Source organism: Novosphingobium sp. P6W (assembly GCF_000876675.2).
Classification (GTDB): Bacteria; Pseudomonadota; Alphaproteobacteria; order Sphingomonadales; family Sphingomonadaceae; genus Novosphingobium.
Window position 1 is genome coordinate 168,045 of record NZ_CP030353.1, and the last position, 15,362, is coordinate 183,406.

The 15,362-nt window shown below is 66.3% G+C and carries 12 protein-coding genes; 5 read left to right on the forward strand and 7 right to left on the reverse strand.

Annotated elements, in window-relative coordinates; translation table 11 throughout:
• Positions 1 to 126: 126 nt before the first annotated feature.
• Positions 127 to 885, forward strand: a complete 759-nt coding sequence (locus tag TQ38_RS17250) for an SDR family oxidoreductase (protein ID WP_043974925.1) — start codon at positions 127 to 129, stop codon at positions 883 to 885.
• A gap of 7 nt (positions 886 to 892) precedes the next feature.
• On the opposite strand, the gene TQ38_RS17255 is transcribed toward TQ38_RS17250, so the two are convergent.
• From TQ38_RS17255 to TQ38_RS17275, 5 genes are all read right to left on the reverse strand, one after another.
• Entirely contained in the window at positions 893 to 1,402 is a 510-nt protein-coding gene (locus TQ38_RS17255) for a methylated-DNA--[protein]-cysteine S-methyltransferase (protein ID WP_370059819.1), read from the reverse strand.
• An 86-nt stretch (positions 1,403 to 1,488) separates the two neighbouring features.
• Positions 1,489 to 2,310: an enoyl-CoA hydratase/isomerase family protein gene (locus TQ38_RS17260; protein WP_043974929.1), complete on the reverse strand. Its 822-nt coding sequence runs from the start codon at positions 2,308 to 2,310 to the stop codon at positions 1,489 to 1,491.
• Positions 2,311 to 2,320: 10 nt separating this feature from the next.
• The gene (locus TQ38_RS17265) at positions 2,321 to 4,504 is read right to left on the reverse strand and encodes an acyl-CoA dehydrogenase (protein WP_043974932.1); all 2,184 of its coding nucleotides are present in this window, start codon (positions 4,502 to 4,504) and stop codon (positions 2,321 to 2,323) included.
• A gap of 284 nt (positions 4,505 to 4,788) precedes the next feature.
• Positions 4,789 to 6,150 (reverse strand): SRPBCC family protein, encoded by a 1,362-nt coding sequence (locus tag TQ38_RS17270; RefSeq protein WP_043974933.1) that lies wholly within the window; start codon positions 6,148 to 6,150, stop codon positions 4,789 to 4,791.
• Positions 6,147 to 7,502, reverse strand: coding sequence for an SRPBCC family protein (locus TQ38_RS17275; protein ID WP_043975176.1), 1,356 nt, complete (start codon positions 7,500 to 7,502; stop codon positions 6,147 to 6,149). Before TQ38_RS17275 ends, TQ38_RS17270 begins: the two co-directional genes overlap by 4 nt.
• A gap of 195 nt (positions 7,503 to 7,697) precedes the next feature.
• On the opposite strand from TQ38_RS17275, the gene TQ38_RS17280 reads away from it, so the two are divergent.
• The 4 genes from TQ38_RS17280 (at position 7,698) to TQ38_RS17295 (ending at position 12,433) form a co-directional block, all read left to right on the forward strand.
• Positions 7,698 to 8,231, forward strand: a complete 534-nt coding sequence (locus tag TQ38_RS17280) for a VOC family protein (RefSeq protein ID WP_043974935.1) — start codon at positions 7,698 to 7,700, stop codon at positions 8,229 to 8,231.
• Positions 8,232 to 8,377: 146 nt separating this feature from the next.
• Positions 8,378 to 9,991, forward strand: a complete 1,614-nt coding sequence (locus TQ38_RS17285; RefSeq protein ID WP_043974937.1) for a hydantoinase/oxoprolinase N-terminal domain-containing protein — start codon at positions 8,378 to 8,380, stop codon at positions 9,989 to 9,991.
• Positions 9,981 to 11,084: a DUF917 domain-containing protein gene (locus TQ38_RS17290; RefSeq protein ID WP_043975177.1), complete on the forward strand. Its 1,104-nt coding sequence runs from the start codon at positions 9,981 to 9,983 to the stop codon at positions 11,082 to 11,084. The genes TQ38_RS17285 and TQ38_RS17290 overlap by 11 nt, the downstream gene beginning before the upstream one ends.
• The gene (locus TQ38_RS17295; protein ID WP_043974939.1) at positions 11,069 to 12,433 is read left to right on the forward strand and encodes a cytosine permease; all 1,365 of its coding nucleotides are present in this window, start codon (positions 11,069 to 11,071) and stop codon (positions 12,431 to 12,433) included. Before TQ38_RS17290 ends, TQ38_RS17295 begins: the two co-directional genes overlap by 16 nt.
• Here TQ38_RS17295 and TQ38_RS17300 read toward each other — a convergent pair.
• The gene (locus TQ38_RS17300; RefSeq protein WP_043974941.1) at positions 12,398 to 13,876 is read right to left on the reverse strand and encodes a glycerol kinase; all 1,479 of its coding nucleotides are present in this window, start codon (positions 13,874 to 13,876) and stop codon (positions 12,398 to 12,400) included. The genes TQ38_RS17295 and TQ38_RS17300 overlap by 36 nt on opposite strands.
• The gene (locus tag TQ38_RS17305) at positions 13,873 to 15,357 is read right to left on the reverse strand and encodes a glycerol-3-phosphate dehydrogenase (protein ID WP_043974943.1); all 1,485 of its coding nucleotides are present in this window, start codon (positions 15,355 to 15,357) and stop codon (positions 13,873 to 13,875) included. The genes TQ38_RS17300 and TQ38_RS17305 overlap by 4 nt, the downstream gene beginning before the upstream one ends.
• Positions 15,358 to 15,362: the final 5 nt, after the last annotated feature.

Below are 15,362 nucleotides of genomic sequence, written 5' to 3' on the forward strand. Positions count from 1 at the left end.
GATTTGGTTCGGGGACTTTGAAAGGCCGCCGAGTTTGAAATTCTGCTCAGGCTAAGCTTGTCGAAGTCCTAGCCGCAACCGCGCTACTGCACATCGATTGATCCAGAACTATAACAGGAGAGCAAAATGGGCCGGGTTGAAGGCAAAGTCGCGCTGGTCACCGGCGGCGGCTCGGGACTGGGCGCGGCCGACTGCGAGGCACTGGCCCGCGAAGGCGCGGTCGTCGTGGTCACCGACGTGAAGCTGGAACCGGCGCTGGCCGTGGCCGACCGGATCGGCAACGGCGCCGTCGCGATGGCGCTCGACGTTGCCGACGAGGCGCAGTGGATCGCCGTCATGCAGGAGATCGAGGCGCGCTTCGGGCGGCTCGACGTACTGGTGAACAATGCCGGCGTCGTCCTCAGCGCCGATGTCGAGGAGACCAGTCTGGAGCAGTTCCGCTGGGTCAGCGCGATCATGACCGACGGGGTATTCCTGGGCTGCAAGCACGCGATCCCACTGATGAACAAGGGTAGCGGCGGCTCCATCGTCAACATGAGTTCGACCGGCGCGCTGCTGGGCTACCCGATCTTTTTCGCCTATTCCGCCGCCAAGGGCGCGGTGCGGGCGATGACCAAGTCGGTCGCGGTGATGTGCCAGGAAAAGGGCTACAAGATCCGCTGCAATTCGGTGCATCCCGGCTCGATCGAGACGCCGATGGTGCAGACCGCCGAAGGGCGGCCGGGCCAAACGCGGGAGATACCCGAAGGCGTGTTGCCGCCAGGAACGGCCGGCCATCCCAAGGACGTGGCGGCACTGGTGCTCTATCTCGCCTCGGACGAATCCCGCTTCATCACCGGCGCCGAGATGGTTATCGACAACGGTGTGACCATCCGGCCGTTCTGAAGCGCTTTTACAAAAGAAGGGGCTGGCCCGCCTCCAGCCAAAGCAGCCAGGCCTTCGCTTCCAGCCCGCCGGCAAAGCCGGTCAGGCTTCCGCTGGTGCCGATGACCCGGTGGCATGGCGTGATGATCGAGATCGGGTTACGGCCGTTCGCCGCGCCGACCGCACGGCTAGCGGTCGGGCGGCCGATGGCCAGAGCGATCTGGGCATAACTGCGGGTTTCGCCGAAGGGTATCTCCAGAAGCGCTTGCCAGACGATTTTCTGAAAATCGGTGCCGCGAAAATCGAGCGGCAGGTCGAACACCTCGCGGCGGCCTTCGAAATATTCGCGTAGTTGGGCTTCGGTCTTGGCGAGGACCGGGTGGTCGCTGCCATCGTCCATGGGCCCCAGCGGCACGCGCCCGGGCCTGTCGTTTTCCCAAAGCACCGCCACAAGGCCCGCATCGCTGCCCACCAGCGTCAGTTCGCCCACCGGCGAGGCCATTGGCTTGTGGACCAGCGGCATTGTCGAAACGTGCATGCGAACGAAACCCGAAGAAGCGATTGGCGTGACACAGCCCCTCGTCCGCTTTGCCCGCGCATGTCAATGGCGGCGGCTTTCCCGCGCTAATTCGTCTTGCCGCCGACGCCCTTGAGATAGGCTTCCATGCCCTTGATGTAATCGGGGTTCAGCATGAGGGCGCTGTTGGCCATCCGCTCGACATGCCGCGCGGAGTCGCGGCCGACTTCCGCGCACAGTTCGATCGTGACCTTGGCCGCGCCCATCTGCTCAAGGTTCTGCTTTGCCAGATGACGGCAGAAATCCATGACCTCCGCCTCGAACGTCTCGTCCTCGTAGACCTGATGGACAAGGCCCATGGTCAGGGCCATGTCGGCGTTCGCGGGCTTGTTCGCCATGATGAGCCAGCGCGCCCAGTGCGGTCCGCAGATTCGCGTAAGGCGCGAGACCCCGCCAGAGGCGGGCAGCACGCCAAACAGGCCTTCCGGGAAGGCATAGCCCGCGCTTTTCGCGGCGAGGCGGAAATCGCACGAAAGGCTCATCTCCAGTCCGCCGCCCACGCACATCGCATGGTGAGCCGCCACGATCGGCTTTTCGACATGCTCCATCTCGTCCCACAACTGCTGCATGTTGTTGAGGTTGAGCCGGTGGTTCTCGCGCACCTTGCTGGCGGAGTTGGCCGCGACGTTCGCTTCTGAAGCGATGTTCCGATTGCCGCCGCGCAGGTCCGCGCCGGAACTGAAATAGCGCCCCGCCGAACGGATCAGCATGACCTTGAGTTCGGGCGTTTCGCGCAGGCGCAATACCGCCTGGGTAAGCAGGTCCATCATCTCGCGGCTGATCGCGTTGAGCTTGTCGGGACGGTTGAGCGTGACGATGAGGATACCGCCGGTTTCCTCGGTCAGCAGGTGCGGGGCTTCTTCGGTCATCGCCGTCTCCTCAACCACGGGTACGCGGCAGGCCAAGCCCGCGTTCGGCGACCATCGAGCGGTGCACTTCGCTGGTGCCGCCGTAGATCGTCGTGCCGGCGGCATGACGATAGCACTGGTTGAGGAAACCCGCAGGCCCCGCGCGCCTGGAAAGTGAAACCGGCGCGGTCAGGTCCAGCAGGTCGCGGCTGTCGCTGAGGAATTTCTCCGATGAATACATCTTCGCCATCGGCCCGAAGGCATGGTTCGGCTTCTTCTCCACGCTGGACCACTGGGCACGGTAAGTCAGCATGTCGGAGATCCACAGGTGCGCTACGCTGCGCGCAAGGCGGCACTGGGTACGGACCTCGCCCGCGATGCCCAGCTCCCCGGTCAGTTCCACCGCCGCCTCGATCATCGCCTTCATGACCTTGGAAAAGCCGCCGCCGTGCTCCAGTTCCAGCGCTGCGCTCATGGTTTTCACGCCGCCGTCGATCTCGCCCAGGCGCCAGCTGTCGGGTATCACCACGCCGTCGTAGAAGGTGATGTTGGTGCGCTCGTCCTGGAAGGTGTGGACGGCCTGGACGGTGACGCCTTCGGTCTTGAGCGGCACGATGAACATCGTCAGACCCTTGTGCTTGGGCACGTCGGGATTGGTGCGCGTCAGCATCAGGACATAGCTGGAAAGGTTGGCGCCGCTGGTCCACATCTTGGTGCCGTCGATCCGCCAGGAGCCGTCCTCCATCTGCGTCGCCTTGCACTGCGCGGCGAAGACGTCGGAGCCGCACGAAGGCTCGGAATAGCCCAGCGAACACAGCACGTCGCCGCCGGTGATGCGGGGCAGGACTTCGGCCTTGAGTTCGTCCGAGCCGTACTTGTCGATCATCATCGCCACCATCGCGGCGACATTGGCGCCGGGGGTGTTGTAGCCCTGCCGCTCCAGTTCCCCCATGGCCGCGATCCGCGCATAGGGGCTGATCCTGCGCCCGGCGAGATGCTCCGGCAGCCCCGGAAACAGCAGCTTGTTATCGGCCAGCATCTTGTGGACTTCGGGAACGTAGCCCTCCCAGGAATAGTGGAACTTCGCCTTCATCTCCGGCGTGACCTTGGTGGCGAAAAGTTCGGCCAGTTCGGCGCAGACCTGCCGGGCCTCGTCGCCCAGGTCGAAGTCGAGCGGGACCTCGCCCGATGCCGGAAGCGCAGGCACTTCGCCCGCGTAGAGACGGCGTCCCGCTTCCTCCAGCATGAGCGCGGGATCGCCCGCGACCAGCGGCAAGCCCTTGGCGCGCAGGTTGTAAAGGTGGATGTCGTACTCGCTCGAAAGGCCGAAGCCGCCGAACGTGTGCAGTCCCTGCGCCACCGCACGCGCGGCGGCATCGCAGGCGTACCAGTAGGCGAGCGAGATCGCCGGGCCCGCCTCGGCGGAACCGTCATAGATGTCGCGGATGGCTTTCCAGGCGAGGAACTTGGCGCCGTCCACATCGCACAGCAGATCCGCAAGCGGGTGGGAGATGCCCTGAAACGTGCCGATGAGCTGGCCGAACGCCTTGCGTTCACCGGCATATTCGGCCGCCATCTTCAGCGCCTGCCGCCCAATGCCCGAAAGGCTGACGGCAATGTAGAGCTTCCACTCCTCGATGGCGGCGGCGAAAGTGGCCAGCGCGTCTTCTCCCGAGCCGAGCACCGCCGTCTCGCCCGAAGCAAGGTCGATTTCGGCGATGGGAGTGGTGGCAAGGTTCGCCTCCGCCCTGCCCGCTACCGTCACCAGCACAACCTCCGCGCCGCGCCGGGCGACCACGGCCTGAGCCACTGCGCCGCCCGCGACCCACTGCACCGGCTTTACCGCGATATCGTGCATGGCGATGGTGACCACCGCCTCGCCGCCGATCGCCTGTTCCAGCAATGCCTCCTGCCCGCCGAACTGGCCCAGCAGGCGCGCCGCAACGAGCCCTTCGGCAAGCGGGCCGGAAACCAGCGTACGTCCGGCCTCCTCCATCAGCAGCGCCGCATCGAACAGGCCCAGATTCATGCCGCCTGCATTTTCCGGCACCCGCATCGCAAAGGCGCCAAGGTCGGCAAGCCCGCTCCACAGGCCAGCATCGAAGCCTGCCGTTTCCTGCGCCTTGCGCACGCGCACCGTGCTGGAATGCTCGTCTAGAAAGCGCGCGAAAGTGTCGCGCATCATTTCCTGTTCGTCGGTGAGGTCGAAGTTCATGGCAGACTTTCCCAAGGCTTATCGCTATCGACGCGGCACTCTCAGGCGCGTTTCGTTATGGTCATGAACACAGCTTGGAGGGGCGTTCAATCCGCCGCCCATGGCAATCGCCGGCACGATGCGCAGACCGCTTCGGAGCGGTGAAAACACAGCTAGGTCATCGCACATGCGATTGCTGACGTCGCGGCCTCGGGGTTCCCCTCGTCACTGCGAGCATAGCGAAACAACCCGGAGCAGTGGACGCTGCTCCGGGTTGTTTCGCTATGCTCGCAATGACGGTTGGATCAGGCGCCGGGCGGGGTCGCATCCAGCCAGCGGTCGAGTTCCTTGTGGAAGTGCCGTAGCCGCGCTTCCTGTTCGCCCCACAAAGGCCCGCGAAAACCGCGCGACCTTGCGCCTGCCTGGACGATCGGCAGCAGGTCGGAATCCTGGTCCAGTACCTCGCCCATGCCGGGAGGTTCGCCAAGGCCGGTATGAACTGCCTCGGGACGGGTCGCGCCGGTCACGTCGACGTCGGCCCCCAGCCCCATCCATCCCGGCGCGCCATAGCCGGGCACATCGACGTGGCGGTAGAGGATCGTCGTCTCATATGTGAACTGCTCGGGGTCGCTGGCGTGCGGCTTGAAGCGGTGAAGGAACACCGCTTCCGGGTGGCAACCCAGCTGCATGTTGGGGAAGATGCCGAAGATCGTGCTGTCAGTCAGCTGCGCGTCGGAGAAGTGCGAATAGTCTATCCCCATGTGCGCGGCGCGCTCGCGCTTGGCGTGGGCTACGGCGGCGCGGCTGTCCATCGCGGTGCCGGCGAAGCTGTCCGGGTCGATCCCCGCATCGGCCAGCAGCATGGCGATCCCCGGGTTGATCGCCTCCTGATCCGGGAAATGCGAATTGGGCTGGGCCATCGGCACGAACTGGCGCGAAAGGCCACCGGGAAACAAGTCGATATGGGTGCGATCGTCGATGACGCCCATCGTCTGAGGATGGATCGCGTGGAGGTGGTAGCTTTCATAGAAAGCGTCGATCCCGCCCTTCCAGTTCGCCGCCCAGTCCGAACGGCGGTGCTGAACCACGTGCATCCGGTCCATGCGGTACGTCTCCAGCATCGGCAGGATCGGTCCAAGGAACTCGGCCAGCGGCGGCGCGTCCCTGTCCATGTTGATGAACACGAGGCCCACCGCTTCCTCGGCACGGACCGAGGTTAGGTTGATGTCGTGGCACAACACTTCAGGGCGGAAAGTCTCCGGGTCGGTTACCTTCTGGTTGTGCCCGTCAAGGCCGAAGCGCCACGAGTGGAACGGGCAGGTGAAGCTGTCCTGGCTGCCCATTTCGCCAGTGACGAGACGGCTGCCGCGATGCGGGCACACGTTGTAATGCGCCGCGACCGAGCCGTCCTCCTGCCGCACCACAATGAAGCTTTCCGGGCCGATATCGAACTTCACCCAGTCCCCCGCATCGACCAGATCGCTGGATGGGGCCGCCAGCAGCCAGGTGCGGGCGAACACTTCGTCCCACTCGCGCGCGAAGAATTCGGGCGAGGTGTAGCGGCTGGGATCGAGCCGCTCCGCCCCATTGTCGATAGCAGCAGCGGGCTTGTCGAAGGGATGCTCGGAGCCTTTGTGAACGGCCCAGCTACGCGGATCGTAGTTCATGCGCTCCTCTCCATCCGGCGGTCGAGTTCGGCGTGGAAATGGCGCAGTCGGCCTTCCTGTTCGCTCCACAGCGGTCCCCGGAAGCCCCGCGAACGGGCGCCGGCCTGCACGATCGGCAGAAGGTCGGAATCCTGATCCAGCACTTCGCCAAGGCCCGGCGGTTCGCCAAGGCCGGTGTGGACGATCTCGGGGCGGGTGCGGCCGCTCATGTCGGTCTCCTCGCCCAGCCCCATCCAGGCAGGCGCGCTGTAGCCGGGCGCGTCGACGTGGCGATAGAGGATGCAGGTGTCATAGGTGAACTGGTTAGGATCGCTGGCGTGCGGCATGAAGCGGTGGAGGAAGATCGCCTCCGGGTGGCAGCCGATCTGGCCGTTGGGGAACAGCGAATAGACCACGGAGTCGCTGAGCTGGCTGTCGCTGAACTTTTCATACCCCAGCCCCAGTTCGTCGGAGCGGCGACGCTTGGCTTTCTGCACGTCGGAACGGGTCTGCGCGGCGGAGCCTTCGTAACTGGCCGGGTCGATCCCGGCATCGCGCAGCATCGCCTGGATGCCGGGATTGACCGTCTCCTGATCCGGGAAGCGCGCGGCAGGCTGGGCGAAGGGAACGAACTGGCGCGAGAGGCCGCCGGGCCACAGGTCGATCTGGGTGCGGTCGTCCATCAGGCACTGGGTCTGCGGGTGGACGGCGTGGAGGTGGTAGATCTCGGCAAAGGCATCGACTCCGCCCTTCCAGTTCGCACCCCAGTCCGACCGGCGGTGCTGGACGACGTACATCTTGTCGATCTCGTAAAGCTCAAGCTGCGGCAGGATCGGCGCCAGCCACTGCTTGAGCGGCTCGATTTCGGAGTCCATCGAGATGAACACCAGCCCTACCGCCACTTCGCAGCGCACCGAGGTCAGGTTGCGGTCATGGCACAGCACTTCCGGACGAAACGTCTCCGGGTCGGTGACGGCGACGTTGTGGCCTTCCAGATCGAATTTCCACGAATGGAACGGGCAGGTGAAACGATCGAGCGATCCGAAGTCCGTCGTCACCAGGCGGCTGCCGCGGTGCGGGCAGACGTTGTAGTGCGCATGGATCGCGTCGTCGGCGCCGCGCACGATGATGAAGCTTTCCGGGCCGATGTCGAACGTGAAGAAGTCGCCTTCCTCTGGAATGTCGGAGGCCGCGCCGGCCAGCAGCCAGCTCCTCGCGAAGACCTTTTCCCACTCCTCGCGCATGAAGGCGCGGTCATGATAGCGGCGCGGATCGGAGCGGCCGGTGCCGTTGTCTATCGCCGGGCGCACGCGCTCGTTGAAGGGGTGGGGCGTGCCGACGTGGATGTTCCAGTCGTCGAAATCGAGCTTCATCATGGTCATCCCTCTCCTCTGGGACACCGCCTCGCCGGGCGGCGAAGGCGATCCTCCCGGCGGTCAGCTCTCTTCGGCCGAATCGCACCGGGGTGGACTTTCATTAGAAAACAGTCATGATTGTTTTTCAAGTATGATCGCGACCTCGTGCGACGATAGGACACGGGAACGCGGCGCAACGGGAGAATGTCGAAGATGAGCCGGATTTACGGAAAGATATTTCAGGTCGCCTATGTCGTGCCCAATCTGGACGAGGCGGTGTCGCACTGGACGCAGGCGATGGGGGTGGGGCCGTTCTACGATTTCCCCCTGCCCCTGCCCTTCGAGGAACTGGCGGTGGACGAACGGCCCGCGCCGCTGGACGAGCCGATCTTCGGCGGCGTATCTATCAGCTACAGCGGCGATACCATGATCGAACTGATCCAGCCCGGCACCGCGCCTTCCACTTACCGCGACTTTCTGGAAAGCGGCAAAAGCGGTGTGCATCACTATGGCACCTGGATCGAGGACTACGAGGCCACGCTGGCCCGCGCGCGGGCAGACGGCGTGCCGGTGCTGCTGGAGGGGCGCCTGCCGCTATCGCGCTTCGCCTATCTGGATACGGCACGCGATGGCCTCAGCCCGCTGGTGGAGGTGATCAAGCCGCTGCCGCCGATGGTGGAACTGTTCGACATGATCCGCAGCAACACAGCGCAGTGGGACGGGAGCGATCCGCGCCGAACGATCTGACGGCGCAAGCCGGCTCTACCCGGCGCGGTAGGCCGGCTTACCCGTTTACCCACATGCCGCACCCGTCTTGTGCGTTGCGCTGTCACGCCGCTGCCCCCTACCTCAATGCCCGGTAGCTCTTGGGTTTTGCGAGCAAGGAGAAGCGCGTGCGGATTGGCGTCGATGTGGGAGGGACGAACACCGACGCGGTGCTGATGGAGGGGATGCGCGTTGCCGCCTGGACCAAGCAGCCCACATCGGCCGACGTAGAAGCCGGGGTCGCCGCCGCGATCGATGCGGTTCTGGCCGAATCCGGTACGGCGCCCGCATGTGTCACTTCGGTGATGATCGGCACAACCCATTTCGTGAACGCGCTGGTGGAGCGCCGCGAGCTGGACCGGGTGGGCGTGCTGCGCCTCGCCAGCCCTTCCGGCGAGGCGCTGCCGCCGCTGACCGGCTGGCCCGCCGATCTGGTGGCCTGCATCGGCCGTCGCTATTTCCTGCTGCCCGGCGGCTACGAGGTCGACGGGCGCGAGATGGCGCCGCTGGATGAGCAGCGCGTGCGCGATGCGGCTCTGGCGCTCAAGGCCGAGGGCATCGACGCCGTCGCCATTTCCTGCGCATTCTCGCCCATCAATGGCGACATGGAGCAGCGCGCCGCCCGGATCGTGCGTGAGGCGCACCCCGAGGCCGCGATCACCCTGTCCAGCGAGATCGGCCGCGTCGGCTTCATCGAGCGAGAAAATTCCGCCGTACTCAACGCCGCGCTGACCAGCCTGGCAGTGCGCGTGATCCGATCGTTCGGGCGCGCGCTGGCGGCACTTGGGATCGAGGCGCCGCTATTCATTTCGCAGAATGATGGCACGCTCGTTTCCGCCGCGCAGGCCGAGGCCTATCCGGTGATGACGATGGGATCGGGGCCGACCAACTCGATGCGCGGCGCCGCCTTCCTCAGCGGCGTGGCCGACGCGGTGGTGATGGATGTGGGCGGCACCACCACCGACATCGGCGTGCTGGCGGGCGGCTATCCGCGCGAATCCGCGATCTCGGTCGACATTGGCGGGGCGCGGACCAATTTTCGCATGCCCGACATTCTCGCCATCGGGCTGGGCGGCGGCACGCGCATTCATCTCGATCCGGCGCTTTACGTAGCAGACACTTTGGACAAGGACGCCCTGCGCGTCGGGCCGGATTCGGTTGGTTACCGCCTGACGGACGAGGGCATGCTGTTCGGCGGGCAGACGCTGACCGCGAGCGACATTGCCGTAAAGACCGGACAGGCCCACTTCGGCGACGCTTCGCTGCTGCCCGCCATGTCGAACGCGGTGGCCTCGGCCGTCGGCGCACATATCCGCGCCATTCTGGAAGACGGGGTGGACCGCATGAAGACCGGGCGCGAGGCAGTGACGGTCCTTGCCGTGGGCGGCGGCAATTTCCTGATCCCCGACAGCCTCGGCGGCGCAGCGCGCGTGGTGCGCCCGCCTCATGCAGTGGTCGCCAACGCCGTGGGCGCGGCGATCGCGCAGGTCGGCGCCCAGGTAGAGCGCGTGGTCAGCTACGATGCCAGCCCGCGCGAAGAGGCCATCGAACAAGTGGCCGCTCTTGCGCGCGAACAGGTGCTGGCCGCAGGGGGAGACCCCGCCAGCCTTGCCGTCGCCGATGTCGAGGAGACCTATCTCAGCTACCTGCCGGGCCGCGCGGTCCAGGTGCGGGTGCGCGTCGTGGCCGATCTGGCCCTTGCGCCCGTTCGCCAGCCTATCGGAGCACACCATGCAGCTTGACCGCCAGGGTCTGGCCGACCTCGCCCTCGGCGCCGCCTTCCTCGGATCGGGCGGCGGCGGCGATCCCTATTACGCTCTGCTTCTCGCCGAGGCGGAGTTCGACCGGCAGGGGCCTTTCGAGGTCATCGGCCTGGACGATCTTGCCGACGATGCGCTGGTGGTGCCGGTGGGCTGGATCGGCGCGCCGACCGTCTCGGTGGAGAAGCTGCCGAACGGACGGGAAGCGGTCGACGGCCTGCGCCGCCTCGAGGAAATCATGGGCCGCAGGATCGACGCGGTGATCCCCATCGAGATCGGCGGCAGCAACGGCCTTGCCCCGCTGTTCGCCGCCGCCAGGCTGGGGATACCCGTCCTCGACTGCGACGGCATGGGCCGCGCCTTTCCCGAATCGCAGATGGCGATCTTCAACATCCGGGGCCTGTCCGCCTGCCCCTCGATCCTGACTTCGGCCTGCGGGGCGCTCAGCCTGATCGAGACTGACGACAACCTCATGCATGAGCGGCTGGCGCGCGCGCTGTCGGTAGCGGTGGGCGGGATCGCGCATCTCACCGAATATCCGCTGACCGGGCGCCAGGCCAGGGACCACGCGATCCACGGCACCGTCACCGCCGCGCGCGATGTGGGCGCAGCGATCCGGCAGGCGCGCGAAGGCGGCCAAGACCCGTTCACCGCGATGTTCGCAGCCCTTGCCGCCACCGGACTCTACCCGCATGCAGGCGTGCTGTTCGACGGCAAGATCGCCGATATCGAGCGCGAGACACGAGGCGGGTTTTCGGTCGGCCGGGTCCGTTTCGAGAGCTTCGACGGGACCAGCCGCATGGAACTGGAATTCCAGAACGAGAACCTCATCGCCCGGCGCGACGGGCAGGTGGTGGCCATGGTGCCCGATATCCTGACCGTGATGGACCGGGAGACCGCCGAGAGCATAACCACCGAGCGGCTGAAGTACGGCCAGCGCGTGAAGGTAGTCGGCGCAGCCGCCCCCGCCATCCTGCGCGAGGCGGGTGCGCTGGAATTCGTCGGCCCGCGCGCTTTCGGCTTCGCACAGGAATATGTACCCATCGAGGAGATCGACGCTTGGCTGAAGCCCTGAGCCGCCCCGAACCGTCTCACGATGTGGGCGACCAGTACGCCAACGCCCCGCTGCCCCAGAGCCTTACGGTGGGTGGCTGGAGGGTGGTGCTGATTATCGCCAGCTTCTCGATCTCGCTGCCCACGTTCCTCAACGGGGCGCAGACATCGCTGGCGCTGGGGTTCTGGCCGGCGGTGCTGGCGGCATTCCTGGCCGGGCTGTGCCTGTGCCTGGGCGGATGCCTGACATCGCTGGTGGCGGTGCGGTCCCGGCTCAACACCTACCTTCTGATCCGCCGCTCGTTCGGCCTTGGCGGGGCGGGACTGGTCAATGTGATCATCGCCGTGGTCCATTTCTGCTGGTTCGGGGTGAACGTGTCGTTCCTTGGCGATGCCGTCGCCGCCGCTGCCGAGGGCTTTGGCTTCCGGCCCGATTTCACCGCCGTGGTGATCGGCGGCGCGGCGCTGATGGCGCTGACCACGCTGGTCGGCTTCCGCGCGCTGGACCGGCTGGCGATGATCGGCGTGCCGCTACTGGCGGCGATGATCGTGGCGGTGTGCGTCGCCGCCGCGCGCCGCCACGGCATCGTCCTAGATGCGCCCGCGATCAGCCCCTATCACATGACCTTCGGCATCGCCGTCTCCGCCATCATCGGCGGCGACATGCTGACGATCACCACCTTGCCCGACCTTTCGCGCTATACCCGCACCGGCAAGGGCGCGGTGCTGAGCATGGCGCTGTCCTATCCTTTCACCGCGCCGCTGCTGATGGCCGGCGCGGCGCTGGCCGCGCTGGCGACGGGCCAGACCGACATCATGCGCATGATCACCGGCTTCGGCTTCGGCGCATGGGCGCTGCTGCTGCTGGTGATGCCGACCTGGACGCTCAACTCGCTCAACCTCTACTCGGCCAGCCTGTCGCTTACCGCCACGTTCCCGCAGGTGCCGCGCTGGGCCTTCGTCCTTTTCGGCACCGTGGTCGGCACCGGGCTCGCATTGATGGGCATCATCGAGGGGTTCATCCCCTTCCTCGTCCTGCTGGGCGTGACGATCCCGCCTTTCGCGGCGATCTACGTGATCGATGGCTGGACGAAATTCCGCAGCGTGGATGCCGCCGCCTCCATCGAAAACCTGGACGCAGTGCACTGGCCTGCCGTTACCGCCTGGGCGGCGACGAGCAGCCTGGCGGCCATCGCGCTGCACTACGACTTCACGATATCGACCGTGCCGGCGCTGGACGCCACGGTCTTCGCCAGCCTGCTCTATATCGCGCTGCTGCACCTTGCCGGGCAGCGGCCCTTTACCGCCGCCTCGCGGCGCGCGGGGCAAAGCGCATCAGGCCAGCCCGTCGATATGGCGGCGCAGGCCTGATTGCCACGGCCCGATGCGGGCGCTGCGGGTCGCCTCTCCCATCGACGGGATGAAGCGGGTAAGCACGCCGCCCATCGTCATCGCATCTTCCAGCGAGGCATGGAGACCTACGCCGACCCCTGCCAGCATCGCGGCGCCCAGCGCGGTCGTCTCGGTATCGGCGGGGCGTTCCACCGGCAGGGCCAGAATATCGGCAAGGTCCTGCGCCATCCAGTTGTTGGCGCTCATGCCGCCGTCGATGCGCAGCATCTTCCAGTCTGCCCCGTCCGCAGCGAAAGCGGCCTGCAGGTCATGGCACTGATGAGCCAGCGATTCCATCGCCGCGCGCACGATATGGGCGCGGCTGGTGCCCTGCGTCAGCCCGGTGACCACGCCGGTGGCATCGGGCTTCCAGTGCGGAGCGCCCAGCCCCGCAAGTGCGGGCAAGAACAGGACGCCGCCGTTGTCCGGCACGGCGCGGGCCAGTTCCTCGCTTTCCGCCGCAGTGCGGATGACGCCCAGTTCGTCGCGCAGCCACTTGATGAGGCTGCCCGCCACGAAGATCGAGCCTTCCAGCGCGTAAGTCCGCTTGCCGTCCTGCTGGCACAGCACCGTGCCGAGCAGGCGGTGCGAGGAGCGCGGGAGCACAGGCCCCATGTTGGTCAGGATGAAGGCGCCGGTGCCGAAGGTGGCCTTGGTCTCGCCGATGGCAAGGCAGTGCTGGCCGATCGTCGCCGATTGCTGATCCCCCGCCAGCCCGCTGATCGGGATCGCCGCGCCCAGCAGCGCCGCATCGCATGTGCCGACTGTCCCGGCAGTGTCGACCACCTTGGGCAGTGCCTCACGGGGCACGCCGAATAGGGCGAGCAGATCGTCGTCCCAGTCCGGCCCGTCCAGCGCCAGAAGCTGTGTGCGGCTGGCATTGCTGGCGTCGGAGACATGCAGTCCGCCGGTCAGTTTCCATACCAGCCAGCTTTCCGCCGTGCCCAGCGCCAACCGGTCCCCCAGCGAGCGCGCTTCGGGCACGTTGTCCAGAATCCAGCGCATCTTGGTGCCGGAAAAATAAGGATCGATGACCAGCCCGGTGCGGGTCTGCAGCATTTCCTCGTGCCCGGCCTCGCGAAGCTGGGCGCAGTGCGCGGCGGTGCGCCGGTCCTGCCAGACGATGGCACGGGTGATCGGCTCGCCCGTGCTGCGATCCCAGGCGACCACGGTTTCGCGCTGGTTGGTGATGCCCAGCGCGGCGATGCGATCCGCGCCGCCCAGCTTGCCGATCACTTCGCGCGCGCAGGCCAGCGTCTTGTCCCAGATTTCCGAGGCGTCATGTTCGACGTGGCCCGGCTCGGGATAATACTGCGTCAGCTCTGCCTGCGCGACGTGCAGGATCTTTCCGTCCGGCGCATAGACGATAGCGCGCGTGGAGGTGGTCCCTTCATCCAGGACCAGGATATGTTCGCCCTTCACCGCTTCTCACCCATGTACTGTTCTAGTTTTTCGACCTGCCCGCTATCGAGCCGCAACCCCAGTTTGGTGCGGCGCCACAGCACGTCCTGCGCACAAGTGGCCCATTCGCGGGCCATCAGATAGTCCACTTCCGCAGCGGTCAGGCCGTGGCCGAAGTGCGTGCCCAGCATGGCCATGTCGCTCGCCCCGCCCAGCCAGGTGCGGGCAAGGGTGCCATAGGCGCGGGCGATGCGGTCCACCGTCGCAGCGTCAAGGAAAGAATAGCTGCGGGCCAGATCGGACTTCAGGTCATCTATTCCCTGCATCGGAAAATCGCCGCCGGGAAGCGGAGCACTGGCGGTCCAGTCCTTGCCGGCCAATGAGGGCATCAGGCCGGCCAGCTTCTCAACAGCATCCTTGGCGAGGTGGCGGTAGGTCGTGATCTTGCCGCCGAACACCGAGAGCAGCGGCGCCGCGCCCTGCAAGTCGAGGTCCAGGTCGAAGCTGTAGCCACGCGTCGCCGCCTCGGGCTTGCCCGAACCGTCGTCGATCAGTGGGCGCACGCCGGAATAGCTCCACACGACATCAGCCGGGGCGATGGCCTTCGCGAAATAGGCATTGGCAGCCTCGCACAGGTAAGCGATTTCCTCCGCGCTGGCTTTCACCTCGCTAAGGGGGCCTTCGTGGTCGCGGTCGGTCGTGCCGATCAGGGTGAAGTCGTCCTGATAGGGGATCGCGAAGAAGATGCGCCCGTCGGGTATCTGGAAAAAATAGGCATAGGCGTGATCGAACAGGCGCGGCACCACGATGTGCGAGCCGCGCACCAGACGCATCCGTCGCTCGGTCTTCTCACCGGCGCGGCCCAGCATGTCGAGGACCGAGGGACCGGCGGCGTTGACCACCGCCCTGGCGCGAAAACGGCTGGTCCCGCTGCGGATCTGCCACTCCGCGCCCCGGCGCTCCAGCCCGTCGACGGGCGTGCGGGTGAGGATGGTCGCGCCCCGGTCCGCCGCATCGCGGGCGTTGAGCACGACGAGGCGGGCATCGTCCACCCAGCCGTCCGAATAGACGAAGGCCGGGCCGAAGCCGGCCTTCAGCGGCTTGCCGGCCGGGTGCCGGTGCAGATTGATGGACTCGGTCGCCGGCAGCGCACGCCGGCCGCCGATGTGGTCGTAAAGGAACAGGCCTAGGCGCAGCAGCCAGCGCGGGCGCAGGCCTTTCACATGCGGCAGCACGAAGCGCATCGGCCGGATGATGTGCGGGGCGATCGACCATAGCCGCTCCCGCTCGGACAATGCCTCGCGGACCAGCGCGAACTCGTAGTGTTCAAGGTAGCGCAGACCGCCGTGGATCAGCTTGGTAGAGGCGGAGGAGGTGCCGCCGGCCAGGTCGCCCTGTTCCAGCAGCAGCACTTTGGCGCCGCGCCCGGCGGCGTCGCGGGCAATGCCGCAGCCGTTCACGCCGCCGCCGATGATCGCGATATCGTAGAGGGTTTCGCTCATAATTC

What these genes read in the sequence shown, in the direction of transcription:
- TQ38_RS17250 (WP_043974925.1), top strand. Translation starts at nt 127, where the DNA reads ATGGGCCGGGTTGAAGGCAAAGTCGCGCTGGTCACCGGCGGCGGCTCG.
- TQ38_RS17255 (WP_370059819.1), bottom strand. Translation starts at nt 1,402, where the DNA reads ATGCACGTTTCGACAATGCCGCTGGTCCACAAGCCAATGGCCTCGCCG.
- TQ38_RS17260 (WP_043974929.1), bottom strand. Translation starts at nt 2,310, where the DNA reads ATGACCGAAGAAGCCCCGCACCTGCTGACCGAGGAAACCGGCGGTATC.
- TQ38_RS17265 (WP_043974932.1), bottom strand. Translation starts at nt 4,504, where the DNA reads ATGAACTTCGACCTCACCGACGAACAGGAAATGATGCGCGACACTTTC.
- TQ38_RS17270 (WP_043974933.1), bottom strand. Translation starts at nt 6,150, where the DNA reads ATGAACTACGATCCGCGTAGCTGGGCCGTTCACAAAGGCTCCGAGCAT.
- TQ38_RS17275 (WP_043975176.1), bottom strand. Translation starts at nt 7,502, where the DNA reads ATGAAGCTCGATTTCGACGACTGGAACATCCACGTCGGCACGCCCCAC.
- TQ38_RS17280 (WP_043974935.1), top strand. Translation starts at nt 7,698, where the DNA reads ATGAGCCGGATTTACGGAAAGATATTTCAGGTCGCCTATGTCGTGCCC.
- TQ38_RS17290 (WP_043975177.1), top strand. Translation starts at nt 9,981, where the DNA reads ATGCAGCTTGACCGCCAGGGTCTGGCCGACCTCGCCCTCGGCGCCGCC.
- TQ38_RS17305 (WP_043974943.1), bottom strand. Translation starts at nt 15,357, where the DNA reads ATGAGCGAAACCCTCTACGATATCGCGATCATCGGCGGCGGCGTGAAC.